At 66.2% G+C, this 24,550-nt stretch carries 17 protein-coding genes and 1 tRNA gene; 7 read left to right on the forward strand and 11 right to left on the reverse strand.

From position 1 onward, the window contains the following. Positions 1–106 precede the first annotated feature (106 nt). Positions 107–1,081, reverse strand: coding sequence for a thiamine-phosphate kinase (gene thiL, locus HAV22_RS24200; protein WP_166862636.1), 975 nt, complete (start codon positions 1,079–1,081; stop codon positions 107–109). A gap of 83 nt (positions 1,082–1,164) precedes the next feature. Further along, positions 1,165–1,677, reverse strand: a complete 513-nt coding sequence (locus tag HAV22_RS24205) for a cupin domain-containing protein (RefSeq protein ID WP_229421405.1) — start codon at positions 1,675–1,677, stop codon at positions 1,165–1,167. A gap of 356 nt (positions 1,678–2,033) precedes the next feature. Between HAV22_RS24205 and HAV22_RS24210 the strand changes: the two genes are divergently transcribed. The 5 genes from HAV22_RS24210 (at position 2,034) to HAV22_RS24230 (ending at position 9,129) form a co-directional block, all read left to right on the forward strand. Then, positions 2,034–4,346 carry an NADP-dependent malic enzyme gene (locus HAV22_RS24210; RefSeq protein ID WP_166862641.1) on the forward strand — a complete coding sequence of 771 codons (2,313 nt, stop codon included), beginning with the start codon at positions 2,034–2,036 and terminating at the stop codon, positions 4,344–4,346. Positions 4,347–4,696: 350 nt separating this feature from the next. Beyond that, on the forward strand, positions 4,697–5,740 hold the full coding sequence (gene gmd / locus HAV22_RS24215; RefSeq protein WP_166862643.1) for a GDP-mannose 4,6-dehydratase: 1,044 nt from the start codon (positions 4,697–4,699) through the stop codon (positions 5,738–5,740). Between the two features lie 34 nt (positions 5,741–5,774). Continuing rightward, positions 5,775–6,695 (forward strand): GDP-mannose 4,6-dehydratase, encoded by a 921-nt coding sequence (locus HAV22_RS24220; protein ID WP_166862904.1) that lies wholly within the window; start codon positions 5,775–5,777, stop codon positions 6,693–6,695. Between the two features lie 5 nt (positions 6,696–6,700). Beyond that, on the forward strand, positions 6,701–7,957 hold the full coding sequence (locus tag HAV22_RS24225) for a glycosyltransferase family 4 protein (RefSeq protein ID WP_308789238.1): 1,257 nt from the start codon (positions 6,701–6,703) through the stop codon (positions 7,955–7,957). Positions 7,958–7,977: 20 nt separating this feature from the next. Continuing rightward, complete coding sequence (locus HAV22_RS24230; RefSeq protein WP_166862908.1) at positions 7,978–9,129, forward strand: glycosyltransferase family 4 protein; 1,152 nt, start codon at positions 7,978–7,980, stop codon at positions 9,127–9,129. 410 nt (positions 9,130–9,539) lie between these two features. Here the strand turns inward: HAV22_RS24230 and HAV22_RS24235 are convergent, their stop codons facing one another. Beyond that, a complete protein-coding gene (locus tag HAV22_RS24235) occupies positions 9,540–10,562 on the reverse strand; it encodes a response regulator (RefSeq protein ID WP_166862645.1) in 1,023 nt (340 codons plus the stop codon). After that, positions 10,559–13,936: an MHYT domain-containing protein gene (locus HAV22_RS24240; protein ID WP_166862648.1), complete on the reverse strand. Its 3,378-nt coding sequence runs from the start codon at positions 13,934–13,936 to the stop codon at positions 10,559–10,561. Before HAV22_RS24240 ends, HAV22_RS24235 begins: the two co-directional genes overlap by 4 nt. A gap of 236 nt (positions 13,937–14,172) precedes the next feature. Here HAV22_RS24240 and HAV22_RS24245 point away from each other — a divergent pair, with 236 nt between their 5' ends. Next, on the forward strand, positions 14,173–14,913 hold the full coding sequence (locus HAV22_RS24245; RefSeq protein WP_166862650.1) for a substrate-binding periplasmic protein: 741 nt from the start codon (positions 14,173–14,175) through the stop codon (positions 14,911–14,913). 149 nt (positions 14,914–15,062) lie between these two features. Here the strand turns inward: HAV22_RS24245 and HAV22_RS24250 are convergent, their stop codons facing one another. Both HAV22_RS24250 and HAV22_RS24255 read right to left on the reverse strand, forming a co-directional pair. After that, on the reverse strand, positions 15,063–17,111 hold the full coding sequence (locus tag HAV22_RS24250) for a beta-galactosidase (protein WP_166862652.1): 2,049 nt from the start codon (positions 17,109–17,111) through the stop codon (positions 15,063–15,065). 451 nt (positions 17,112–17,562) lie between these two features. After that, a tRNA-Leu gene (locus tag HAV22_RS24255) sits at positions 17,563–17,647 on the reverse strand. Between the two features lie 161 nt (positions 17,648–17,808). Here HAV22_RS24255 and HAV22_RS24260 point away from each other — a divergent pair. Further along, on the forward strand, positions 17,809–19,776 hold the full coding sequence (locus HAV22_RS24260; RefSeq protein ID WP_166862654.1) for an APC family permease: 1,968 nt from the start codon (positions 17,809–17,811) through the stop codon (positions 19,774–19,776). Positions 19,777–19,794: 18 nt separating this feature from the next. On the opposite strand, the gene HAV22_RS24265 is transcribed toward HAV22_RS24260, so the two are convergent. The 5 genes from HAV22_RS24265 to rho form a co-directional block, all read right to left on the reverse strand. Continuing rightward, positions 19,795–20,268: a hypothetical protein gene (locus HAV22_RS24265; RefSeq protein WP_166862656.1), complete on the reverse strand. Its 474-nt coding sequence runs from the start codon at positions 20,266–20,268 to the stop codon at positions 19,795–19,797. 225 nt (positions 20,269–20,493) lie between these two features. Further along, positions 20,494–22,254 (reverse strand): ArnT family glycosyltransferase, encoded by a 1,761-nt coding sequence (locus HAV22_RS24270; protein ID WP_166862658.1) that lies wholly within the window; start codon positions 22,252–22,254, stop codon positions 20,494–20,496. Positions 22,255–22,420: 166 nt separating this feature from the next. Further along, positions 22,421–22,690, reverse strand: coding sequence for a type B 50S ribosomal protein L31 (locus tag HAV22_RS24275; RefSeq protein WP_036236125.1), 270 nt, complete (start codon positions 22,688–22,690; stop codon positions 22,421–22,423). A 142-nt stretch (positions 22,691–22,832) separates the two neighbouring features. Beyond that, positions 22,833–23,102 carry a hypothetical protein gene (locus HAV22_RS24280; protein ID WP_166862660.1) on the reverse strand — a complete coding sequence of 90 codons (270 nt, stop codon included), beginning with the start codon at positions 23,100–23,102 and terminating at the stop codon, positions 22,833–22,835. 135 nt (positions 23,103–23,237) lie between these two features. Continuing rightward, positions 23,238–24,500 (reverse strand): transcription termination factor Rho, encoded by a 1,263-nt coding sequence (gene rho, locus HAV22_RS24285; protein WP_036236120.1) that lies wholly within the window; start codon positions 24,498–24,500, stop codon positions 23,238–23,240. Positions 24,501–24,550 lie beyond the last annotated feature (50 nt).

Here is a 24,550-nt window from a genome sequence, read left to right on the forward strand (position 1 = left end):
TCCCCGTTCCCCGTTCCCCGTTCCCCGTTCCCCGTTCCCCGTTCCCCGTTTCCCGTTTCCCGTTTCTTGTTTGCCGTAGGGTGGGCACCCCGTGCCCACGCGGAAGCTAGCCCGGACTGAAATGGTCCCAGCCCGCCAACTGCAGGTCGAGCCCAGCACCATCGCCATCGACCAGCCGCAATCCCGCCTCGGCCGTGATCGTGCCCACGCGCGTGACGGCCGTCCCGCTGGCTTCTCCGGCTGCCAGGATCGCCGCGCGCTTGTCCGCCGGCGCCGTGAAGCACAGTTCGTAATCGTCGCCGCCCGCCGCCGCGAACCGGCGGCGCAGCGCGCGCGGCTGGCGGGCCAGTGCCGGCCCCGTGGGCAGCGCGTCCACGTCGAGCACGGCCCCCACGCGCGATGAGGCCAGGATGTGCTGCAAATCGCCCACGAGGCCGTCCGAGATGTCGAGCGCGGCGTGCGCCAGGCCGCCATCCGCCAGCAGGCGGCCCAGCGCCACGCGTGGCGTCGGCGCGTGCATGCGCTGCGCAGTGGCCGCATGGTCGGCGGCATCCAGCGCGACTTCGCTGCGGCGCGCGGCCAGCCACAGGCGCGCGTCACCCAGGGTGCCCGAGATCCAGACGTCGTCGCCCGCGCGCGCGGCGTCGCGGCGCAGCGCCCGGCCAGGGGCCAGTTCGCCGAAGATCGTGATGCAGACGTTCAGCGGGCCCTTGGTCGTGTCGCCGCCCACGAGCTCGCAGCCGTGGGCGTCGGCCAGCGCGAACAGGCCGCGCGAAAAGCCGTCCAGCCAGTCGGGGTCGGCCGCCGGCAGCGCCAGCGCGAGGGTGAAGCCGAGCGGCGCGGCGCCCATCGCGGCGAGGTCGGACAGGTTCACGGCCAGGCATTTGTGGCCCAGCAGCAGCGGGTCGGCGCCGGCGAAGAAATGGCGGTCCTCGACGAGCATGTCGGACGAGACGGCCAGCAGCTTGCCGGGCGTGGGCGCGAGCAGGGCGCAGTCGTCGCCGACGCCGAGGACGGTGTTGGCGCCGGGTGCGCGGTCGCGCTGGAAGTAGCGTTTGATGAGATCGAATTCGGAGAGCATCCCGAGATTCTAATCCGGGACGCCCGTCAGGCGGCAACCGCTGCCGGCGCCGCCGCGCGCGCCGCGCGCCATGCGCAGCTGGGTCAGCACGTCGGCCGGCGGCATCCCGCACAGGCGCGCGAACAGGCGCGCGACATGTGGCAGGCCTCGGCCAGGTCTTCCACCTTCCACGCCCGCTCGGGCGGCTCCAGCATCCGGGCCAGTGCATTGCCGAGACGGCGGTCGGCGAGGACGGCGAACTGGCCGGGTGCGGTGCCATCCGTGCCGGCCAGCCAGGCGCGCAGCAGCAGCGCGAACAGGGCGCCGGACAGCTGTGCCACGACGACGTCGCTGCCGGGCCGGACCGACGTCGTCTCGTGCTGCAGCAGCCGCACGAGGGCATGCAGGCCGGGGAAGTCGTCGGCGCGGCTGGCGCGCACGGCCATCACGTCGGGCAGGGCACGCACGAGGGCCTGGCGCGCGGCGCCTTCGAAGACGAAGCTGCCGCACAGGATCGCGGTACCGGGGCCCGCACCGCCATTGCCCATGCGTTGCAGCGGCCCGTCCGCGGCGAGCGGGCGCACCGGCGCGGCGTCCGTGGCGGGACCCGCGTGCAGCCGGTTCGTCCAGCACCCAGGACGCGGCCAGCTCGCAGCGGATGTCGAGCGACGTGCGAATCGTGTACGGCGAGAGGAGGCGGCTCAATGTGTCCACGTGGTATCCGAATGAGACGATCGGAAAAATTATGGCAGCAACTCGGCATTCATTGTGCAAGCGGCGGCGTTTAGCCCGGCGGCCCTCGAGGCACTGCCGCACTTTGGTGAGAAACTGGTGGACACAGGCCATGGCGGGCTGCTCCGCCATGCTACCCGCCCTTGGTCGCTGCTGTCGATACCAAGAAATACGTAGACGGAGGACCGTGACACTCTGCTAAAATCGTAGACCCCCCGTCAGTTCAGGAAGGCAGCAAAGCATGGATTCGTCAATCGATAAAAAAGAAGAATTACGTCAACAACTGCGGGCTGCCGCGCTCGAGTACCACCAGTTTCCCACGCCCGGCAAGATCGCCGTCACGCCGACCAAGTCGGTCCTGAACCAGCGCGACCTGGCCCTGGCGTACTCGCCGGGCGTCGCCGCACCCTGCGAAGAAATCGTCAAGGACCCGTCCACGGCCTATAAGTACACGGCGCGCGGCAACCTCGTCGCCGTGATCTCGAACGGCACCGCCGTGCTCGGCCTGGGCAATATCGGCCCGCTGGCCTCGAAACCGGTCATGGAAGGCAAGGGCGTGCTGTTCAAGAAGTTCGCCGGCATCGACGTGTTCGACATCGAGATCAACGAAAACGATCCGGACAAGCTGATCGAAGTCATCGCCGCGCTGGAGCCGACGTTCGGCGGCGTGAACCTCGAGGACATCAAGGCGCCCGAGTGCTTCTACATCGAGCGCAAGCTGCGCGAGCGCATGAAGATCCCCGTCTTCCACGACGACCAGCACGGCACCGCGATCATCGTCGGCGCCGCCATCCTGAACGGCCTGAAGGTCGTCAATAAAGATCTCAAGAAGTGCAAGCTGGTGGTGTCCGGCGCGGGCGCGGCGGCGCTGGCCTGCCTCGACCTGATCGTCGACCTCGGCTTCCCGATCGAGAACATCTACGTGACCGACCTGGCCGGCGTCGTCTACAAGGGCCGCACCGAGCTGATGGACCCGGACAAGGAACGCTTCGCGCAAGACACGCCGGCCCGCTCGCTGGCCGAGATCATCCCCGACGCCGACATCTTCCTGGGCCTGTCCGCCGGCGGCGTGCTGAAGCCGGACATGGTCGCGAAGATGGCGCCGAACCCGCTGATCCTGGCACTCGCCAACCCGAACCCGGAAATTCTGCCGGAAGACGCGAAGGCCGTCCGCAACGACGTCATCATCGCCACCGGCCGTTCGGACTACCCGAACCAGGTTAACAACGTGCTGTGCTTCCCGTACATGTTCCGCGGCGCGCTGGACTGCGGCGCGACGACGATCACGCGCGAGATGGAAATCGCCGTCGTGCACGCGATCGCCGACCTGGCCCACGCCGAGCAGTCGGACATCGTGGCGTCCGCGTACGGCATCTCGAACCTGTCGTTCGGCCCGGAATACCTGATCCCGATGCCGTTCGACCCGCGCCTGTTGACGCACATCGCGCCGGCCGTCGCCAAGGCCGCGATGGACGGCGGCGTCGCCACCCGTCCGATCGCCGACCTGGCTGCCTACGCCGAGAGCCTGCAGCAATTCGTCTACCGCAGCGGCAGCTTCATGAAGCCGCTGTTCCAGATCGCCAAGACCGCGCCGGCCGAACGCAAGCGCATCGTCTTCGCCGAGGGTGAGGAAGAGCGCGTGCTGCGCGCCGTGCAGGTCGTCGTCGACGAGAACCTTGCCCGGCCGATCCTCGTCGGTCGTCCGGCCGTGCTGGAAAAACGCATCGAGAAATTCGGCCTGCGCCTGAAGCTGGGCAAGCACTTCGACGTCATCAACCCCGACTTCGACGAGCGCTACCGCGATTACTGGCAGTCGTACCACCAGATGGTCATGCGCAAGGGCATCACGGAAGACCTCGCCAAACTGGCGATGCGCCGCCGTCACACGCTCATCGGCGCGATGATGATCCACAAGGGCGACGCCGACGGCATGATCTGCGGCACGTACGGGACGACCGACGTGCACCTGCAGTACATCGACCAGGTGCTGGGCAAGCGTGCCGGCGCCAACGTCTATGCGGCGCTGAATTTCATCATCACGCAGGAACGCCAGCTGGCGATGGTCGACACGCACGTCAACGAGAACCCGACGGCGGAAGAGCTGGCCGAGATCACGCTGATGGCGGCCGAGGAACTGGAACGCCTGGGCATCAACCCGCGCGTGGCATTGCTGTCGCATTCGAACTTCGGTACGTCGAACAGCGCGTCCGCGAAGAAGATGCGCGCGGCGCTGGCCCTGATCCAGCAGAAGGCCCCGGCCCTGGAAGTCGACGGCGAGATGCACGGCGACACGGCGCTCGACTCGAAGCTGCGCGCCAAGATCATGCCGCAGTCGACGCTCAAGGGCGACGCCAACCTGCTCGTCATGCCGAACATCGAAGCCGCGAACATCGCCTACAACGTCGTCAAGACGGCGGCCGGCAGCGGCGTGGCCATCGGCCCCGTGCTGCTGGGCTGCGCGCGTCCCGTGCACATCCTGACGCCGTCGGCCACCGTGCGCCGTATCGTCAACATGACGGCCCTGTGCGTCGTCGATGCCGTCTCGGAGCGCTGACACAGTGCTGTAGTAGATTCGTCACCGGTAGTAACATCCGACAAAAGGGCCCATCCGGGCCCTTTTGTCATTCAACTGTAGAAATTTCTTACAAATCGTGAACATGTAATAAAGCTTGAGTAACAAGTAACAATGCGTAATCACGCGCCGTCTTTTCGAGGTTTCAGTCCATAATAGACGAGTACTTATTGTTTATTTTGCATCTTTTATGCGGTGCAAGACATAAGTGAATTCGCGGCAACGTGGCTGTATCGGAGTGTTATTTCCTCCGTGCCACCGCGTCCGATGTCCCGTGCCGTTCCCAAGGCGGTCGCGGCTGTCGCTACGGATCACCAATTGACACCAAGAACATGCAGACTACGAAAACGGCCGTGATCACCGGCATTACCGGCCAGGACGGCGCCTACCTGGCGCAACTGCTCCTCGACAAGGGCTATCGCGTGACGGGCACGTTTCGTCGGTCCAGCTCGGTCAACTTCTGGCGGATCGCCGAGCTCGGTATCGAGCAACACCCGAACCTGTCCCTCGTCGAATACGACCTCACCGACCTCGCGTCGAGCATCCGCCTGATCGAATCCACCCGTCCGGACGAGGTGTACAACCTGGCCGCGCAAAGCTTCGTCGGCGTCTCGTTCGACCAGCCCATCACCACCGCATCGATCACGGGCCTGGGCGCCGTGAACCTGCTGGAAGCGATCCGCATCGTGCATCCGAAAGCGCGCTTCTACCAGGCGTCGACGTCCGAGATGTTCGGCAAGGTGCAGGCCGTGCCGCAGGTCGAGTCGACGCCGTTCTACCCGCGCAGCCCGTACGGCGTGGCCAAGCTGTATGCCCACTGGATGACCGTGAATTATCGCGAATCGTACGGTATCTTCGGCAGCTCGGGCATCCTGTTCAACCACGAGTCGCCGCTGCGCGGCCGCGAATTCGTCACCCGCAAGATCACGGACGCCGTCGCCAGGATCGTCCTGAACAAGCTCGACGTGCTGGAACTGGGCAACCTGGACGCCAAGCGCGACTGGGGCTATGCGCGCGAATACGTGGAAGGCATGTGGCGCATCCTGCAGGCCGCCGAGCCGGACACGTTCGTGCTCGCGACCAACCGCACGGAAACCGTGCGCGACTTCGTGACCATGGCCTTCCGCGGCGCCAACCTGGACGTGGAGTGGAAAGGCGCGGGCGAACAGGAGACTGGCCATTGCGCCCGTACCGGCAAGCTGCTCGTGCGCGTGTCGCCGAAGTTCTACCGCCCGGCCGAGGTCGACCTGCTGATCGGCGACCCGTCGAAGGCGCAGCGCGAGCTGGCCTGGAAGGCCGAGACGTCGCTGGAACGGCTGTGCCAGATGATGGTCGACGCCGACCTGCGCCGCAATGAATCCGGTTTCTCGTTCTGACGTGCACGGCATGGCCACGGAAGACATCGTCCGCATGGGTGAACGCCACGACGAACCTCGCGAGGGGGAGGGTGGACGCGCCCTGATCACGGGCCTGCGCGGCTTCACGGGCCGCTACATGGCGCGGGAACTGGCTGCGGCGGGCTATCGAGTCTACGGCACCGTACAGCCGGGCGCGGAGACGGGCCCGGATGTCTTCGCGGCCGACTTGCTCGACCGCGCCGCGCTGGCGGCCGTCGTCGAAGAGGTACGGCCGGACGTCGTCGTGCACCTGGCCGCGATCGCGTTCGTCGCCCACGACAATGCCGAGCAAATGTACCGCGTCAACGTGGCCGGTACCCGCAACCTGCTGGAAGCGCTGGCACAGGGCGCGCACAAGCCGTCATGCGTGCTGCTGCCCTCGTCGGCCAATATCTACGGCAACGCCTCGGTGCCCGTCATCGACGAATCCGTCGCGCCCGCGCCCGCCAACGACTACGCCGTCAGCAAGCTCGCGATGGAATACATGGCGCGCCTGTGGATGGCCAGGCTGCCGATCGTGATCGCGCGGCCGTTCAACTACACGGGCGTCGGCCAGCACGAGGTCTTCCTGCTGCCGAAGATCGTGTCCCACTTCCGCAAGGGCGCGCACCGCATCGAACTGGGCAACCTCGCGATCGCCCGCGATTTTTCCGACGTGCGCATGGTCGTGAAGAGCTACCGCCGCCTGCTCGCGGCGGCGCCGGCCGGGGGAGTGTTCAACATTTGCTCCGGCCGCTCGCATTCGCTCGAGAGCGTGATCGACATGATGAGCGACATCGCCGGCTACCGCATCGACGTGCACGTCAACCCGGCCTTCGTGCGCGCCGGCGACGTGGCGACGCTCACCGGCAGCAACGCCAAGCTGACGGGCGTGATCGGGGCCGTCGCCTCGCCGCCGCTGGTCGACACGCTGCGCTGGATGTACGAGGCGTGAGCACGATGCAGACCGGCCAGGACAACACCATGATCGAACTGGGCCTCCCCAAACGACGAGCGGTCGGCGCTGCCGGCCTCCACGACCACCTCCGCACGCTGGTCAGTACCGCCGAGGCCGCGAACGACGCGCTGGCGTTGCCCGACCTGCGCATCGGCCTGGGCACGACCATGATCGAACCTGCGTACACGGGCGGCCACCTGGACGGCATCGGCGTTTATACGCAGGCGTTGCTGCGCCACCTGCCCCGGGCCGGTTGCGCGCTGCTGCCGTATTCCTGGCCGCGCGTGCGCGGCGCCGCCGCCATCACGGCGGGCGCGGCGCTGCCCCATTCGTTCGAGCGCGCGTCGTTCGTCGACCTCGTGACACCGCGCACGCACCGCGTGCACGTGCCCGTCGACGTGTTCCACGTCACGGACTACCGCGTCGTGCGCATGGATTGCCCCGTGGTGGCGAGCCTGCACGATGCGCTGCCGGTCAAGCATCCCGAATGGTGCAACCCGACTCTGCGCGGCGTGAAGAACTGGCTCCAGCGCAAGGCCGCGCAAAAGGCCGACCACGTGATCGCGCTGTCGCATTTCGCGATCCAGGAACTGGTCGAATGCTTCGGCATCGACGAGCGCCGCATCACCGTCGTGCCGTGCGGCGTCGACGACGAATGGTTCGACCCGCCGCCGGCCGATGCCGTGGCGGCGACGCTGCGGGTCAATGGTTTGCGGCCGGGTTATTTCCTGTTCGTGGGCACGCTGCAGCCGCGCAAGAACGTCGAGCGCTTGCTGGACGCCTACCTGTCGCTGCCGGCCGTCGTGCGCGCGGAACGCCAGCTCGTCATCGTCGGCAGTGCCGGCGCGCGTTCCGACGACGTGCTGCGCCGCATCGCGGCCGCCGTGCAGGACGGCGCCGACGTCGTCTGGCTGAACCACCTCGTCGACAACGCCGACCTGCGCCACGTGTACGCGGGCGCGGGCGTCTTCGTGTTCGCCTCGCTGTACGAAGGCTTCGGCATCCCGGTCGTGGAAGCGTTCGCATCAGGCGTTCCCGTCGTCGCGTCGAACACGACGTCGCTGCCGGAAGTGACGGCCGGCGCGGCGCTCGACGTCGATCCGCTCGACACGGGCGCGATCGCCGACGCGATGCTCACCCTGGCGCGCGAACCCGCCGCGCGGGCGCGCTGCATCGCGGCCGGTCGCGCGCGGGCGGCCCAGCTGACGTGGGCCGAGACGGCGCGCCAGACGGCCGCCGTCTACCGCGCCCTGGTCTAACACGCGCCATGTCCAGCCCCATGCGCGTCCTCCATTTCTACAAGACCTATTACCCCGATTCCGTCGGCGGGGTCGAGCAGGTCATCCGCCAGATGTGCGTGAGCACGGGACGCCTGGGGATCACGAACCATGTGCTGTCGCTGTCGCGTGACCAGAACCTCGAACCGTTCGACTACGAGGGCCACACGGTGCACCGGGTGCCGCTGAATGTCGAAGTGGCGTCGAACGGCGTGTCGGTGCAGGCGATCGGCGCGCTGGCGCGCATGGCGGCGCAGGCCGACGTCGTGCATTACCACTTCCCGTGGCCGTTCATGGACATGGCGCACTTCCTGGCCCGCATCGACAAGCCGACCGTCGTGACGTACCACTCCGACATCGTGCGCCAGAAAACGCTGCTGAAGCTGTACCAGCCGCTGCGGCACCGGTTCCTGCAGAGCGTCGACGCGATCGTCGCCACCTCGCCCAACTATCTCGCATCGTCCGCCGTGCTGGATCGCTACCGCGACAAGACGCGCGTCATCGCGTTCGGCCTCGACAGATCCAGTTATCCGGTGCCGGAGCAGGCGCGCCTGGACCACTGGCGCGCGCGTGTGGGACAGAAATTCTTCCTGTTCGTCGGCGTGCTGCGCTACTACAAGGGCTTGCACATCCTGCTCGACGCCGTGGCGGGCACCGACTATCCGGTCGTGATCGTCGGCGCCGGGCCGATCGAGGCGGAGCTCAAGGCGCGCGCCGCGAGGCTGGGCCTCAAGCACGTGCAATTCGTCGGCGCCGTCGACGACCATGACAAGGCCGCGCTGCTGGACCTTTGCTACGCCGTCGCCTTTCCTTCGCACCTGCGTTCGGAAGCGTTCGGCATCTCGCTGCTGGAAGGCGCGATGTACGGCAAACCGATGATCTCCAGCGAGATCGGCACGGGCACCACGTACATCAACGTGCACGGCGAGACAGGGCTCGTGGTGCCGCCGTCCGACCATGAGGCCCTGCGCGCCGCCATGCAGCGGCTGTGGAACGACCCGCGCATGGCGCGGGAGATGGGGCAACGCGCCGAGGCGCGCTACTGGCAGCTGTTCACGTCGGCGCAGATGGCCGAGAGCTATGCGCGGCTGTACGAGGAACTCGTTGCGCGCAAGGCGGAAGTGCGGCTCACGGCCGCGGCGCGTGTCGGATAACTGCATGGTGGGCACGGGGTGCCCACCCTACGCGTTACATCTCACGGGTATCCACCCCACGCGTTACATGTCATGGGGTATCCACCCAACGCGTTACATGTCATGAGTATCCACCCCACGCGTTACATGTCACGGGGTATCCACCCAACGCGTTACATGTCATGGGTATCCACCCCACGCGTTACATGTCACGGGGTATCCACCCAACGCGTTACATGTCATGGGGTATCCACCCAACGCGTTACATGTCACGGGGTATCCACCCAACGCGTTACATGTCATGGGTATCCACCCCACGCGTTACATGTCACGGGGTATCCACCCCACGCGTTACACGTCATGGGTATCCACCCCACGCGTTGCATCTGCTGTAGGGTGGGCGGCCTCCGCCCACCATGCCTTCACATGACCTACGCGGCCGCAGGGATCGGCGCCGGCACCGGCTCCTGCTCCGCCCAGCGCGTACGGATCGCGCGGATGGCCGGCATCTGTTCGAGGAACAGGTCGACCAGCACCGGATCGAAATGCCGTCCCTTCTGCTTGATGAGGAAGTCGAGCGCCTCTTCTTCCGTCCACGCTTTCTTGTACGGGCGCACGGACGTCAGCGCGTCGAACACGTCGGCGATGGCGCAGATGCGGCCTTCGAGCGGGATGGCGGCGCCGGCGAGGCCGTTCGGGTAGCCGCTGCCGTCCCATTTCTCGTGGTGGGTGAGGGCGATGTTGCGCGCCAGCGCGAGCACGCCGTGGTCGTGCTGGCCGATGATCTCGGCGCCGATCAGCGCGTGCCCCTGCATGATCTGCCATTCGTCCGCATCGAGCGGCCCGGGTTTCAGCAGCACGCGGTCGGGGATGCCGATCTTGCCCACGTCGTGCATCGGGGCGGCGTGCAGCAGGTCGTCGGCTTCGGCCTCCGTCATGCCGGCGGCGAGGCCGAGGATGCGCGCGAAATGGCTCATGCGGATCACGTGCAGGCCCGTCTCGTTGTCCTTGTACTCGGCGGCGAGGCCCAGGCGCTGGACGATTTCCAGCCGCGAGGCGCGCAACTCTTCCATGCGCACGAGCGACAGGTGCGTGCGCACGCGCGCACGCACGATCGGCGGGCTGACGGGCTTCGTGATGTAGTCGACGGCACCGGCCTCGAAGCCTTCCAGCTCGTCGGCCGTGTCGTTCAGCGCCGTGACGAAGATGACGGGGACGGCCGCCAGCGCCGGATCGGCCTTGAGGGCAGCGCATACTTCATAGCCGCTCATGCCGGGCATCATCACGTCGAGCAGGATCAGGTCGGGGGTTTCCTCGCGCGCCAGCTCGAGCGCGCGCGGGCCGTCCTTGGCGAAGCGCAGGCGGTAGTGGCCTTGCAGGATCTGGCGCAGCAGTTGCAGGTTGCTTGCTTCGTCGTCGACCGCGAGGATCAGCGGCTGGTTGACGGTGGTCATTCGGTAATCTCCTGTGCCGGCTCGTCGATGGCCGCCAGCACGGCGTCAAGTTGTTGCAGGGCGAGGTCGAACTCGAAATCGGAAATGGCGGTGTGCACCTGGGCCACGCGGGCGGCCAGCGGGTGGCCGCTCGTGGCGGCGGCGAGACCGGCCAGTGCGGCGTCGTCCAGGCCGCCGCGCTTGAGCGCATCGCGCAGCACGTTGGCCGCGCGTCGCGCGCGGTCCAGGTCGGCCGCGGGACGCGTGCCCGAGGCTGTCGGCTTCGCGGGCTGGGCGCCGGCGCGGGATGGTTCGACCGCGCGGATCGTGCCCAGCGCCTCGTCCAGCAAGGTGGCCACGTTGGCCAGCGTAGCCTCCAGTGCGTCCTCGGTACCGGGATACAGCTTGCCGCTGTCGCCGTCGACGAGGCCTTCCAGCGCGGCCAATGCGTCGGCCAGCAGCTCCAGGCCGAGGTTCGCGGCGATGCCGCGGACCCGGTGCGCCTGCATGCGCAGCGCGAGGTAGTCGGCGGCGGTGGCCTGGGCCGCGAGCGCCGCGGCCAGGCCGTCGTGCTGGGCGGCGAAGTGGGCGAGGGCTTCCAGGAACGCGTCTTCCTTGCCGCTCCAGCGGCGCAGGCCGGCGTGGCGGTTCAGCGTATGGCGCTCCTGCGCCGGCAGGTCGTCCGGCTGCTGGCCGGGGCCGAGGCCCAGTACGCGCGCGATCTCGTGCGACAGCGCAAACCAGTCGACGGGCTTGCTGGCGAAGCCGTCCATCCCGGCCTCGATGCTGGCGCGACGGTGTTCAGCGAGCACGCTGGCCGTCATGGCGATGATCGGCACGCGCGGGCGCCCCGCCGCCGCGGCCTGCTGGCGGATCATGCGCGTGGCCGAGAGCCCGTCGAGGGTCGGCATCTGGAAGTCCATCAGGATCACGTCAAACGGCTCGCGGGCCACCATCTCGACGACGGCGGCACCGTCGCCGACGGCCGTCATCGTGTGGCCGCGGCGCGCCAGCAGCAGTTGCAGCAGCTCCTGGTTCTGCGGGACGTCGTCGGCCACGAGGACGCGCAGCGGCGGCAGGGCGGCGGCCGTGCGCACGCGCGGCTGCTGCGGGGCGAAGCGCGCCAGCGCGAGCGGCAGCACCACGTGGAACGTCGTGCCGTGGCCAGGCTCGCTCTCGGCCCAGATGCGGCCGCCCATCAGTTCGACGAGCTGCTTGCAGATCGTCGTGCCGAGGCCCGTGCCGCCGAAACGGCGCGTCATCGAGGCGTCGGCCTGGGTAAACGGTTCGAAGATGGCGGACAGGCGGTTCGGCGCGATGCCGATGCCCGTGTCGCTCACCATGAAGTGGAGTTGCTCGTCCTTCAGCTCGGCGCGCAACGTGACGGTGCCTTTTTCCGTGAACTTGATGGCGTTGTCGAGCAGGTTCGTGAGCACCTGGCGCACGCGCAGCTCGTCGCCGCGCAGGCAGGTGGGCAGCGTCGGGTCGTAGTGGATGTCGACGTGCAGGCCCTTGGCGCGCGCGTTCGCGGCCAAGGTGGACGACAGTTCGTCGATCAGCGACAGCAGGTTGTAGTCGTTCTGTTCCAGCTCGACCGCGCCCTTTTCCAGCTTGGCCGTGTCGAGGATCTCGTTGAGCAGGCGCAGCAGCGCACGGCCCGAACTGCGGATCGTGTCGAGGTGGCGGCGCTGGTCGGCGTTCAGTTGGCCGTCCAGCAGCACGTCGGTGAAGCCGAGGATGGAATTCATCGGCGTGCGGATCTCGTGGCTCATGTTGGCGACGAAGCTGGCGCGCGCTGCCGCCGCCTGTTCGGCGTTTTCCTTCGCGACGCGCAGCGCGTCTTCCATGTGGCGGCGCTCGGTGATGTCGAGGATGACGCCGTCGAGCCAGCACAGCTCGCCCGCGTCGTTGCGCACGCCGGTGCCGTTTTCCCACATCCAGCGGGTGCTGCCGTCCGCGTGCAGTAAACGGTATTCGACGAGGTAGGGGCAGTCTTCGCGCAGTGCGGTGGCGATCGTTTCCGACACGCGCACGCGGTCGGCCGCGTGGATCAGCGACCCGAACGCGCGGCGCGGCGCCGTGCCGAGGAAGTCGCGGCCCGGATAGCCGGTGACGCGCTCGACGGCATCGCTGATGAACAGCATCGGCGCGTCGCCGTCGACGAGGCTGCTGCGGTAGGAAATGCCCGGGATGTTGCCGATCAGCGAACGGAACTGCTGCTCGCTGGCGCGCAGCGCCTGCTCCATCTTGCGGCGGCCGCTGATGTCGGTGATGAAGCAGACGAACAGGTCATGCTGGTCGAGGCGTGCGTGGCCGATGGCGCGCCGGATCGGCACGGTGCTGCCGTCCCTGCGGAGGCCCGTCACGTCGGCGCCGCGTGCGCTGGGGCTGATCTCGCCCGTCTGCAGCGAACGCAGCAGGCCGACTTCCTCCAACGCGGACTCGTTGCCGATCAACTGACGGATGTTGCGGCCGACGATCTCGTCGCGGCCCCAGCCGAAGATGCGCTCGGCCGACGCGTTGAATTCGTGGATGGTGCCCTCGCGGTCGACCGTGATGACGCCGTCGACGGTGGTGGTGAGCAGCGCGCGCATCCACGCTTCGCTGCGCGACAGTTCGCGGAACATCTGGCGGTAGCGCAGCAGGCCGTTGGCCGCCAGCACGAAGACGGTGAACGCGACGACGATCAGCGTGATCGCCAGCGCGAGGAAGGTGTCGTTGCTGGCCTTGTGCGGCGTCAGCGTGTCCACGTGGCCGACGAAGCGCGCCGCCTCCATGCCCGTGTAGTGCATGCCGGAGATCGCGCAGCCCATCACGATGGCGGCCAGCAGCAGGCGGCGTTGCTCGCTCAGCCGGTGCGACAGGCTGGACAGGCCGAAGCGCACCCACAGCGCCAACGTCGCCAGCACCACCGCGACGACGATGGACAGGCCGAACGTGAACGGATCGTAGCGCAGCCCGAGGCCCATGCGCATGCCGGCCATGCCGGCGTAGTGCATGACGCCGATGCCGGCGCCGACGAGCACGCCGCCGGCCAGCAAGCCCCAGCCGCCCAGGCGGTCGCGTGCGATCACGGCCAGCGCCACGAACGAGGCGGCGATGCTCGGCAGGCTCGACAGGATGGTGACGGTCGGATCGTAGTCGACGGCCGTGCACAGGTCGAACGCGAGCATGCCGATGAAGTGCATGGCCCACACGCCGGCACCGAGCGACAGGCTGCCTGTTCCAAGGATGATCCAGCGCTGGGCGCGGTTGGCCGTGGCCTGGCCCGCGATCTGCAAGCCCATCCATGAAGCGAAGATGGCGACGAGCACGGACAGCGCGACCAGTTTCGGCGTGTAGAGCCCGTAGCTGAGCAGCGACGGATCGGTGGGGAGCGTGAACACGGACAACATGGTGCGTGATTTTTTGAGAGAATTGATGGGCGTGAATACAAGTATGGCATTTCCCGAAGTGAAAGTCTTTCCAATGAGAACTTAATGTCAGATGAATACGTAACGTTGTCGCATGTACGCCACCTGAAGTCAGACAATCTTGCCGGTTCGGCACGCGTTGCCGCGTTTGCGATGTTGCTGCTATGCTAGTTAAACGGGTAGTCCGGCCTGGGGCGCCCGCATTGGATTCGACGTGCATGAAAACGACAGTTCTTGCCGCACTGCTGGCCGGGGCCTGCGCGCTGGCGCAAGCGGAGCCGGCGCCGCGGCTGTATTTGACCACCGAGACCTCGGCACCGTACAGCATGCGTGAAGGCGATCGCGTGACGGGCATCGGTACCGACATGGTGCGCGAGATCATGGCCCGGTCTGGCGTTGCCTATTCGATCGATCTGCTGCCGTGGAGGCGCGCCTATACGGCCGCGCTGGAACGCAAGGACGCCTGCGTCTACTCGACCACCCGCACGCCCGAGCGCGAACCGCATTTCAAGTGGATCGGTCCGATCGGCGAGGCCGAGTGGGTGCTGATGGGCCGTGCCGACCGCCATTTCGACGTGCGCAGCCTGGACGACGCGCGCGCCTATCGCGTGGGCACGTACAACGGCGACGCGCGCGACCAGTTCCTGCGCGCGCGCGGCTTCAACGTCGACCCTGCCCCGAACGACCTGATCAACCCGCGCAAGCTGATGATGGACCGCATCGACCTGTGGGCCGCGAGCTTCCGCCGCGACAGCCTCACGCTCGACCGGCTGGGCTACGCGGGCAAGCTGGTGCCCGTGTTCGTGTTCAACCGCATCCGCGTCTACCTCGCGTGCAACCGCGCCGTGCCGGACGCGCTCGTCGCGCGCATGAACGGGGCGCTGGATGCGATGGAACGTGACGGGACTGCGCGGGCGATCGTGCACAAGTACGACGGTTGGGGTGTGCCGGCGCGGTAGTGCCCGCGGGGCCTGTCGCCGGCTGCGAGAACATCGCGGCCCGCAAGCCAGCATGAAGTTTGTATCGATCGGCCCCTTCGTGCTCGAGTATCGCTGGATGCAACCCGGGGCAGGAGTCTCCCGATCCGCGCGCGGGCTTCGGATAGCAATCACTTCTCGAGCAGATCGACTCCCAGCGGATCCAGGCGCAGCACACCCGACCAGCGCTTGCCCGTGAGTACACCATTCATGGCGCCATCGATCGCGACATCCTTCGATTCGCCGGTGGTGTTGACGTAGAGCGTCCTGCCATCGGCGACACGCGCGTAGACGCCGTCGGGCGTCTTCGGCCCCGGCGCAATGCCCAGGCTGTCGTAGAGCTGGCGGTACAACGGTCCCATGAGTTTCGGCTGCGCGGCCGTGGCGACGTAGATTGCGCGCCCCTTGCCGAAGCGGTTGACCGTGATGGCCGGCACCTTGCCGTCCGTGTTCGAGAACCGCGCCAGCACGTCGGCGGTGGACGGCTCCAGCACCTCGTACGCGCCCAGGTCGGCCTTGACCTCGTCGCCGCCGATCGTGGTCTGCAGCGTGCCGGCGTTGTAGAACGCATTGGTGCGCAGGCCGAACACGTCGGTCAGCCCGCCAGGCAACGGCGTGTCGAACCACTGGTTGTTGTCGTCCACCTTGTCCGACTGCGCCGTCATGATGACGGTGCCGCCGTCGGACACGAACTTGCGCAGGTTCGTCCTCGACGCCGTGTCGAGCAGGTACACGCCGGGCACGATCACGAGCTTGTAGCGGCTCAGGTCCTCGTGGCCGATGTGGATGACGGCCACGTCGATGTTGTCCTTGAACAGCGGCTCATAGGCGGCGTGCGCCTGCTTCATGTAGCCCGGGTTGATGTAAGGCCGCACCGTGTTGTTCACGCCCTCCCTGGGCAGATTGGTGGCGATCATGTTGTCGAACGAGTAGGCGATGGCCACCTTGGGCTCTTGCAGGCGCGGGAAGCCCAGTTTTTCCAGCGTGGCGAACTCCTTCGCGACGGTGGCGAACTCGTCGAGCTTCCAGGACGCGCGGTCGTCGTGGTCGATCAGGCCGAACAGCGCCTGCTCCTCGCCGCCGTGATGGCTGTGCCACGTCCAGGGCAGCACTGCCTGCGCGCCCATCAGCAGGCCGAAGTGGGCCCACATGCGCGAGCGCCCCGGCGTGCCGTAGTAGCCGGGACCGCCGGCGGTGAACTCGTTGAACCAGATCGGCGCCTTCATGCCGGCGCGCATCATGGTCGATTCGAACCCGGCGCTCAGCGGATCACCGGGATAGAAGCCCATCGCGCCATAGCTGACGTAGTCGCGGTAGGTGGCCAGCATGTCGAAGCCCTTGCGCCCGGCGCTGTCCCAGAGGTTGGAGATGGCCGGCTTGTCCGGCACGTTCTTCTGGCGCACGGCGTCGAGCAGTTTCAGCACGTCGATGGTCTGTTCCGACCAGAAGCGTCGCATGTCGAGGTTGCGCTCGTAAGGACCGGGACCGTCGATATACGGCAGGCGCACCTCGTCCCAGGTGTTCAGGTGGCGCGACCAGCGCTGCGTCGCCCACGCCTTGTTCAAGGCCGCGACGGTGCCGTACTTGTGCTTGAGCCAACCGATGAAGCGCTGGCGGTCTGCCTCCGAGTACGACACCATGCCGTTGCCGCTTTCGTTGTTGTAGCCGATGGCAAACAATGCCGGATGCTTCGCGTAACGCTTGGTCATCGTGTCGGCCAGGCGCACGAGCAGGCGCCTGTAGTTCGGATCGCTGGTGTCGTCCATGTAGCGTTCCACGGGATCGAGCCGTGCGCCGTGCTGGTCGACGATGTCGACGCCGGGATACTTCTTGTGCAACCACACCGGCGCGGGTTGGCCCGGGATGTCCATGATGACCTTGAGGCCGGCGGCATGCATCCGGTCCATGACCCAGTCGAACAGCCGGAAGTCGAACTTCCCTTCGGCGGGCTCGAATGAATCCCACGCCAGGTCGCCCATGCGCACCACCTTGAAGCCCGCTTGCTTCATGCGCTGGATGTCGTGCTCGATCTGCTCGTGGCCGCTGCGGTCGAAGGGCTGGTAGTTGGTGCCGACGAACAGTTGGCCGGCGCCGGGCCAGGACGACGTATCGGCGCTGGCATGTGCAGGCAGCCCTGCCAACGTGGCAAGAGCAAATGTGATGCTGGCAATGAGTTTCATGTATTAGGCCGCTTATTTGACATTGTTTCTGATGAACGACGAACGCGAGGTCCGTGCGCGGTGTGGCTGACTTTTGGCGCAACGATATCCGTTCCCCCCGAGGGCGCCCTAAGACTATCTGGGGGAATCCTGCCAGCGTGCAGAAATTGTTAGGACTTTCCCGGTTTTTAAATGGCTGGCTAACAGACGGTCGATGTCGCCGGCACGCAGGTGCGCGAATTCGGCGTGACGGTTGCCGACTGCTGGACCGATTGAGCGTATTGCCATCCTCCTCACCGATGGCTCGCAGCGGCGCGTTCATGGCGAGTCCGATCACACAGCGGCAGTGGCTATGGACACTAAAAGGGGGGGCGAAATGGACGAGCTCAAACTTCGGCGCACAAAAAAACCGCGTTCCCGGAGCGAGAAACGCGGTTTCATGGACTTTGCGCGACTACTACAGATGAGTAGGTGGTGCCTCCGGCCGGAATCGAACCGGCACGCCTTTCGGCGCTTGATTTTGAGTCAAGTGCGTCTACCAATTCCGCCACAGAGGCTGCAAGCGCAGGCGCGCATATTAGCACATGCGATGGCAAACTGACCAGTGTACGTCGCGAGAGACGTGGATGGCGTGCCGGCGCAGTGGGCGCTGCCACCGTTCCGGCGTATGATCTCGCCTACCTGAGCAAATGCGCCGTCCGGCAAGGCGGCCTGTACGATGAAGAATAAGAAAATACGCGAGATCATCCTCGGCAAGCCGCTCGACCCCATGAAGAGCGAGACGCGCCACTCGATGGCCCTGGTCGCCTTCCTCGCCTGGGTCGGGCTCGGTGCGGACGGCCTGTCCTCTTCCTCGTACGGTCCTGAAGAAACCTTCCGCGCGCTCGGTCCCCATACGCACCTCGGCCTGTACATGGCCATCGCGACGGCCGTCACCGTGTTCATCATCGCGCTCGCCTACAACCAGGTGATCGAACTGTTCCCGACCGGGGGCGGCGGCTACCGCGTGGCCACCAAGCTCGTCGGGCCGTATCTGGGCCTCGTGTCCGGTTGCGCTCTCATCCTCGACTATGTGCTGACCATCGCGATCTCGATCGCGTCCGGCGTCGACGCGCTCGCGTCGTTCCTGCCGCTGGGGTTCCAGCCTTATAAATTGTGGGCCGAGGCGTTCTTCATCGCTCTGCTGATCGTGATGAATCTGCGCGGCCTGAAGGAGGCGATCCAGATCCTGCTGCCGATCTTCCTCGGCTTCGTTGCCACGCACCTCGTGCTGATCGTATACGGCATCGTCGCGCATGCGTCGCACCTGCCGCAGCTCGTGCCGAACACGATCGCGGAGACGGGGGCGCTCGCGCGCGAGATCGGCTGGGCGGGCGTCGCCGGCATGCTGCTGCTCGCGTACTCGCAGGGCGGCGGTACCTACACGGGCCTGGAAGCCGTGTCGAACAACGTCAACCTGCTGGCCGAGCCGCGCGTCCGCACGGGCAAGATGACGATGTTCTATATGGCGCTATCGCTCGCCGTCACGGCCGGCGGCATCATTTTGCTGTACCTGCTGTGGGATGCGCAGCCCACTGCCGGCGAGACGCTGAACGCGACCGCCTTCCGTCGCATCATCGCCAGCATGGGCTTCGGCAGCGAACTGGTGAACCAGGTGCTGCTCGCCGTCGCGCTCGCGTTCGAGGCGGGGCTGCTGTTCGTGGCGGCCAATACGGGCTTCCTCGGCGGCCCGTCCGTGCTGTCGAACATGGCGTCGGATTCGTGGGTGCCCCACCAGTTCCGCTACCTGTCGACGCGCCTCGTCACGCAGAACGGCATCCTCGTGATGGGCATCGCCGCGCTGGCGATCCTCTTCTGGACGCGCGGCCAGGTCACCTTGCTCGTCGTGCTGTATTCGCTGTCCGTGTTCCTGACGTTCGCGATCTCGCTGTTCGGCCTGTGCCTGTACTGGTGGCGCCATCGCAAGGACACGGACAACGCGCGCTGGGTGCGCCGCTTCCTGCTGTCGGCGGTCGGATTCGTGATCTGCGCCGGCATCCTGGCCGTGCTCCTCGTCGAGCGCTTCATGCAGGGCGGCTGGGCGACGGCGCTCATCATCGCGGCCATCGCCAGCCTGTGCATCGTCATCCGCAATCACTATCGTGAAACCAAGCGCGCCATCCGCTCCGTCGACCGCGTGTTCGCGAACCAGCCGTTCGGCCCGGTGACGGAGCCCGTCGAGCCGGATCCGGATGCACAGACGGCCGTGTTCATCGTCGGTAACTCGCGCGGCGGCGGTTTGCACGCGCTGCTGTGGGTGCTGCGCATGTTCCCCGGCCACTTCAAGAATTTCCTGTTCGTGAACGCGCGCACGGTCGATTCGCATGCCTACGGCGGCGAAGGCGCGCTCGAAAAGATGCGGGAAGATGCGGCGCGGACGCTGGAATACTTCGTCGATTTCTGCCAGAGCCACGGCCTGGCGTCGGCGTCGTACATCGGGTTCGGTACGGATGCGGTGGAAGAGGTGACCCGCATGTGCGAGCAGCTCAACCGCGAGTATCCGAGCACGATCTTCTTCACCAGTAAATTGATCTTCGCGTCCGACAACTGGTTCACGCGGCTGTTGCACAACCAGGCGTCGCTGGCGGTGCAGCGCCGGCTGCACCTGGAGGGCTTGCAGATGGTGATCCTGCCGATGAAGGTGTGAGCCTTAAGGCTGGGCCCGTTAGCAGCTGAGATGGCGGCGCAGAGCTTGCAGCGTGCGTACGGGCCCGGTGACTTCGAGCAGGTGGTCGCGTACGGTCACCGTGATGTCCGCCCCGCGCGACATCGGCCAGCGTGCGGGGCGCATGCGATAGCGTACCGTGCCGGGACCGCGGTCGGTGGGGGCATAGCCAAGCCGTTCCATGGCATCGTCCAGCGTGCCGACCAGGTGGCATGCCGAGAAGCGCGTCGTGACTTCCAGGCGGCCAGGCAGGGTTCGCGCGGCCGTCGGCAACAGGGCGCCCATCAGGACCGGCACGACGATGTAGCCGAGCGGCGCCGTCGGATCGATCAAATGGAAGGCGACGACCAGGGCCGGCAGGCCCAGCAGCATGCTCAGCACGAGCAGTACGAGGCGCGGTGCGGGATCGGCGGGAACGGGACGATGCGGGCCCTGCCGGACGCGCTCGATCTCGGAAAACGTCACGCTTTTCATGGAAGAGTCCTTTCGTTGAGGGGCGGCTGGGACCGGCCACACGTCCCATTTTGATCAAGCGCCCTTACGGCAGATTGACTTCTCTCAAATTCGGTCTTTCCGAGATGAATCGTTCTGCGATCGGAAGGTTCCTAGAAGGAACGACGTTTTCGATGCAGAAATGTGCGGCCGGCGCCGATAGAAAAAGGCCACCCCGATGGGTGGCCCCATGCGGAGGGCGCCAGGTCAGCGCGCGCGCCGGTACAGGCGGAAACGTTCGTCGCGGTCGGATGGACGACGGCCTTCCCACAGCAAGGTCCAGTCGCGTCCGTTGAACGGCACGGCGGCGCTGCCGCGCACGAGCGCGCCGTTCTGTATCGTGCTGTCCTGTGCGGCCGCTTTCTTGCCGACGCTGTCTTGAAGCAACAGGACGCTGCACTTGCCGCCGTCGACGGGGGCGAAGGGCAGGTGGCCGAAGTAGGCGAACGAGGCGCGCTGGGCCGGGCCGACGTTCGTGTCGATGCAGTCGGCGTCGGCAGGCAGGCGCGCTGCGATCTGCTGGGCCACGCTGGCGTAGCTCTTGCCATAGTTCAGGTCGGGCAGGAACAATGTCATCAGCAGGACCCACAGCAGGATCAGCCCGCCCGACGACAGCACTACGGCGCGCCACAGCACGGATGGCTGGCGCGACAGGCGCCAGTGCACGAGGTAAATCCAGCCGACGGTCGTCGCGGCGGCCACGAGGAAGGCGACGAGCCCGAATTCCGGACGGAAGCCCGGCACGAGCTTCAGCGCGTTCTTGGCCAGTTGCGCGGGCCAGCCCGTCAGCTTGGCGATCCAGAACGCCCAGACGAGCCCACCCAGCAGCGTGAGCACCATCACGGAGAACCAGTCGATCGCATTGATTGCGCCGCGTTTCATCGTCGGCAGGCCGAATGCGGCCATCAGCGCCATCGGCGGCAGCAGCTTGAGCAGGTCGCCGCTCTCCGGTACGGGGTCGCACAGGATCACGAGCGTGAGCACGCCGACGAAGCAGGTCGGCACGATGATGTGCAACAGCCCATGCTGGCGCCGCCAGGCCCAGGCGGCCCAGGCGGCGAACGGCCACGCAGGCCAGAAATACCAGATGCCGACGCGGAAGAACGCCTTGATTGCATGCCAGCCCGGCACGCTCAGCTGGTCGGCGTTCCAGGCCAGCCAGCCTGCGACGGGTGACAGGCCGTACGGATGCGCCAGCGTGGCCGGCACGGCCCACACGAGCGTGATCAGCAGCGCGGTGCCCGCGGCCTGGCCGAGGCGGCGCAAGGTGAGCGTGGGCGGGAGCTTGAGGAAGCGCGTGCACAGGTACAGCGCGGCGAGCAGCGCGAGCGACGGGGCGTAGCCGCGCGTCAGCGTGAGCAGGCCCAGTGCGACGCCGACGAGCATGGCGTTGCGCGGCGTGGCGTCCTCGATGTAGCGCACCGAGCGGAACAGGAACCAGGACAGCAGGGCGCCCTGCAAGGTCACAGCCAGAGTCTCGTGGCTGTGCAGCAGCAGGCCCAGGCAGCCGAGGTAGATCAGCACGGCCGTATCGGCCAGCGTGCGGCCGTAGTCGTTCGGTTCCGGCTGGCCGCCGAACGCCAGGCGCAGCGGCTGCGCTTCCGAGCGCCGGCCCAGGTGGAATGCCGTGTGCCACAGCGACAGGGCGCCCAGCGCGAAGATGCCGATGGTCGAGATACGCGCGCCGAGCACGTCGCCCACGAGCCAGCCGAACAGCTTGATGCACAGCGCGCCGAGCCAGAATGCCAGCGGTCCTTCGTCGGGCACCGGCAGGCCGGCGATATGGGGCATCAGCCAGTCCTGGATGCCGCCGTGCGCCATCGTCCACATGATGCCGAAGCTGGCGGCGTCATCCTTCCACGGATCGCGCCCGATGAGGCCCGGCAGGATGTACAACAGGCCGAGTGCGTACAAAGCCCAGCGTGGCAGCGCGAGGGTGGCGGCGGCGGGAAGGCGGACGGGTTTCATCGATAGCGCGAAGTCATGCAATAAATTATTGTCGCGTAGTATAAGGGGACCGTGGAAAAGCGTCGCGGTTGGCATTGCTACCAGGCGTAACCCGAGGGCCCCCATTGGCATCCGGCGAAAAAAAAAAGGAAGCCCGCAGGCTTCCTCGTGTTCGCTCGTCGGGGACTTAGCCGTTGGCGACGCTGGTCTTCGAGCCGACCGAGCCGAACTTCTGGCGGAATTTTTCAACGCGGCCAGCGGTGTCGACGATCTTGTGCTTGCCGGTAAAGAACGGGTGCGATTCAGCGGACACCTCGATCTTGACCAGCGGGTAGTCTTTACCTTCGAAATTGATGGTTTCGCGGGTAGCGATGGTCGAACGGGTGATGAATTTGAAATCGCAGGACAGGTCGTGGAACACGACTTCGCGGTAATCCGGATGGATATCGGTCTTCATGGTTTTGCCTTGGTTAAGTTGGTAGCCAAACGGCACTTCGTCGGTCGACCTGCTTCTTGACCCGATTGCCGATCACTTGCCAGGGTTGGATACGGAACCGGAGATTATAAGCCAGCCGTGCCGCCAAGGCAACGGGTGCGACTCAGGCGCCGTGCAGGCGTGCCATCATCGTGAGGATCATGCCACCGAAGCCGAACACCATGGTGACGGCCGTGGCCGCCATCCACTTGCTCAACCGCGCGGCTTCCGCATGGATGTCGGTCTTGAGTTCGGCTTTCAGTTCCGAGAGATCGGCTTTGTTGGGCAGCATGGTCAGTGTCGTATCGAAGCGGGTTTCGAGGACAGTCAGCCGGCGGTCGAGCATCGAGTCCTTGTGCTGGACCGGCGCGTCATGCAAGTCGTTGGAAGTCATGAGAGTCTCCTTGGCTGTCTCGGTGCGGATTCTCCGCCCCCTGACCACCGTCGACTTGACATAAACGAATCGTAGCGCAAAAAGCAGAAAAGGCGAGTACGACTCGCCTTTTCGTTCGATGCCAGGGCTGGAGGATCAGCCGCCGCGACGCATCAGGTCGAAGAATTCGACGTTGTTCTTGGTCGCGCGCATCTTGTCGAGGATGAACTCCATCGCCTCGATCTCGTCCATCGAGTACAGCAGCTTGCGCAGGATCCAGATCTTCTGCAACTGGTCCGGCTTGATCAGCAGTTCCTCGCGGCGGGTACCCGATTTGTTCAGGTTGATCGCCGGGTAGACGCGCTTCTCTGCCAGGCGGCGTTCGAGGTGGACTTCCATGTTGCCGGTGCCCTTGAATTCCTCGTAGATCACGTCGTCCATGCGCGAGCCGGTCTCGATCAGCGCCGTCGCGACGATCGTCAGCGAGCCGCCTTCCTCGACGTTACGGGCGGCGCCGAAGAAACGCTTCGGACGCTGCAGCGCGTTGGCGTCGACGCCGCCGGTCAGCACCTTGCCCGAAGCCGGGATCACGGTGTTGTAGGCGCGTGCGAGACGGGTGATCGAGTCCAGCAGGATCACGACGTCCTTCTTCATCTCGACGAGGCGCTTGGCCTTCTCCAGCACCATTTCCGCGACTTGCACGTGGCGGGTGGCCGGTTCGTCGAACGTCGACGCGACCACTTCGCCGCGCACCGAGCGCTGCATCTCCGTCACTTCCTCGGGACGCTCGTCGATCAGCAGGACGATCAGCGTGCAGTCCGGGTGGTTGGCCGTGATCGCGTGGGCGATGTGCTGCAGCATGACGGACTTGCCCGACTTCGGCGAGGCGACGAGCAGGCCGCGCTGGCCCTTGCCGATCGGCGAGATCAGGTCGACGATGCGGCCCGTGATGTTTTCCGCGCCGTTCATGTCGCGCTCGAGGCGCAGCGGCTCGTTCGGGTGCAGCGGCGTCAGGTTCTCGAACAGGATGCGGTGCTTCGAGGCTTCCGGAGATTCGCCATTCACCTTGTCCACCTTCACCAGCGCGAAGTAGCGTTCACCGTCCTTCGGCGTGCGTACTTCGCCTTCGATCGAGTCACCCGTATGCAGGTTGAAGCGGCGGATCTGCGACGGCGAGATGTAGATGTCGTCCGTCGAAGCCATGTAGCTCGCATCCGGCGAGCGCAGGAAACCGAACCCGTCCGGCAACACTTCGAGCGCACCGTCGCCGAAAATCTGTTCGCCTTGTTTCGCGCGCTTTTTCAGAATCGCGAACATCAGTTCTTGTTTGCGCAGGCGGGCTGCGTTGTCGATATCCAGGCTGATCGCCATCTCCAGAAGGGCGGAGACGTGCATTGCCTTCAGTTCAGATAAGTGCATGTGTCGGGTGTCCCGTGACGGGAAAGTAAAGGTAGGGGAGGGAACTGCGT

The sequence above is a fragment of the Telluria antibiotica genome, from assembly GCF_011682055.1.
GTDB lineage: Bacteria > Pseudomonadota > Gammaproteobacteria > Burkholderiales > Burkholderiaceae_D > Telluria > Telluria antibiotica.

What these genes read in the sequence shown, in the direction of transcription:
- HAV22_RS24240 (WP_166862648.1), bottom strand. Translation starts at nt 13,936, where the DNA reads ATGTTGTCCGTGTTCACGCTCCCCACCGATCCGTCGCTGCTCAGCTAC.
- gmd (WP_166862643.1), top strand. Translation starts at nt 4,697, where the DNA reads ATGCAGACTACGAAAACGGCCGTGATCACCGGCATTACCGGCCAGGAC.
- HAV22_RS24280 (WP_166862660.1), bottom strand. Translation starts at nt 23,102, where the DNA reads ATGACTTCCAACGACTTGCATGACGCGCCGGTCCAGCACAAGGACTCG.
- HAV22_RS24270 (WP_166862658.1), bottom strand. Translation starts at nt 22,254, where the DNA reads ATGAAACCCGTCCGCCTTCCCGCCGCCGCCACCCTCGCGCTGCCACGC.
- HAV22_RS24210 (WP_166862641.1), top strand. Translation starts at nt 2,034, where the DNA reads ATGGATTCGTCAATCGATAAAAAAGAAGAATTACGTCAACAACTGCGG.
- HAV22_RS24260 (WP_166862654.1), top strand. Translation starts at nt 17,809, where the DNA reads ATGAAGAATAAGAAAATACGCGAGATCATCCTCGGCAAGCCGCTCGAC.
- HAV22_RS24245 (WP_166862650.1), top strand. Translation starts at nt 14,173, where the DNA reads ATGAAAACGACAGTTCTTGCCGCACTGCTGGCCGGGGCCTGCGCGCTG.
- HAV22_RS24265 (WP_166862656.1), bottom strand. Translation starts at nt 20,268, where the DNA reads ATGAAAAGCGTGACGTTTTCCGAGATCGAGCGCGTCCGGCAGGGCCCG.
- HAV22_RS24230 (WP_166862908.1), top strand. Translation starts at nt 7,978, where the DNA reads ATGCGCGTCCTCCATTTCTACAAGACCTATTACCCCGATTCCGTCGGC.
- thiL (WP_166862636.1), bottom strand. Translation starts at nt 1,081, where the DNA reads ATGCTCTCCGAATTCGATCTCATCAAACGCTACTTCCAGCGCGACCGC.
- HAV22_RS24220 (WP_166862904.1), top strand. Translation starts at nt 5,775, where the DNA reads ATGGGTGAACGCCACGACGAACCTCGCGAGGGGGAGGGTGGACGCGCC.
- rho (WP_036236120.1), bottom strand. Translation starts at nt 24,500, where the DNA reads ATGCACTTATCTGAACTGAAGGCAATGCACGTCTCCGCCCTTCTGGAG.
- HAV22_RS24250 (WP_166862652.1), bottom strand. Translation starts at nt 17,111, where the DNA reads ATGAAACTCATTGCCAGCATCACATTTGCTCTTGCCACGTTGGCAGGG.
- HAV22_RS24275 (WP_036236125.1), bottom strand. Translation starts at nt 22,690, where the DNA reads ATGAAGACCGATATCCATCCGGATTACCGCGAAGTCGTGTTCCACGAC.
- HAV22_RS24235 (WP_166862645.1), bottom strand. Translation starts at nt 10,562, where the DNA reads ATGACCACCGTCAACCAGCCGCTGATCCTCGCGGTCGACGACGAAGCA.
- HAV22_RS24225 (WP_308789238.1), top strand. Translation starts at nt 6,701, where the DNA reads ATGCAGACCGGCCAGGACAACACCATGATCGAACTGGGCCTCCCCAAA.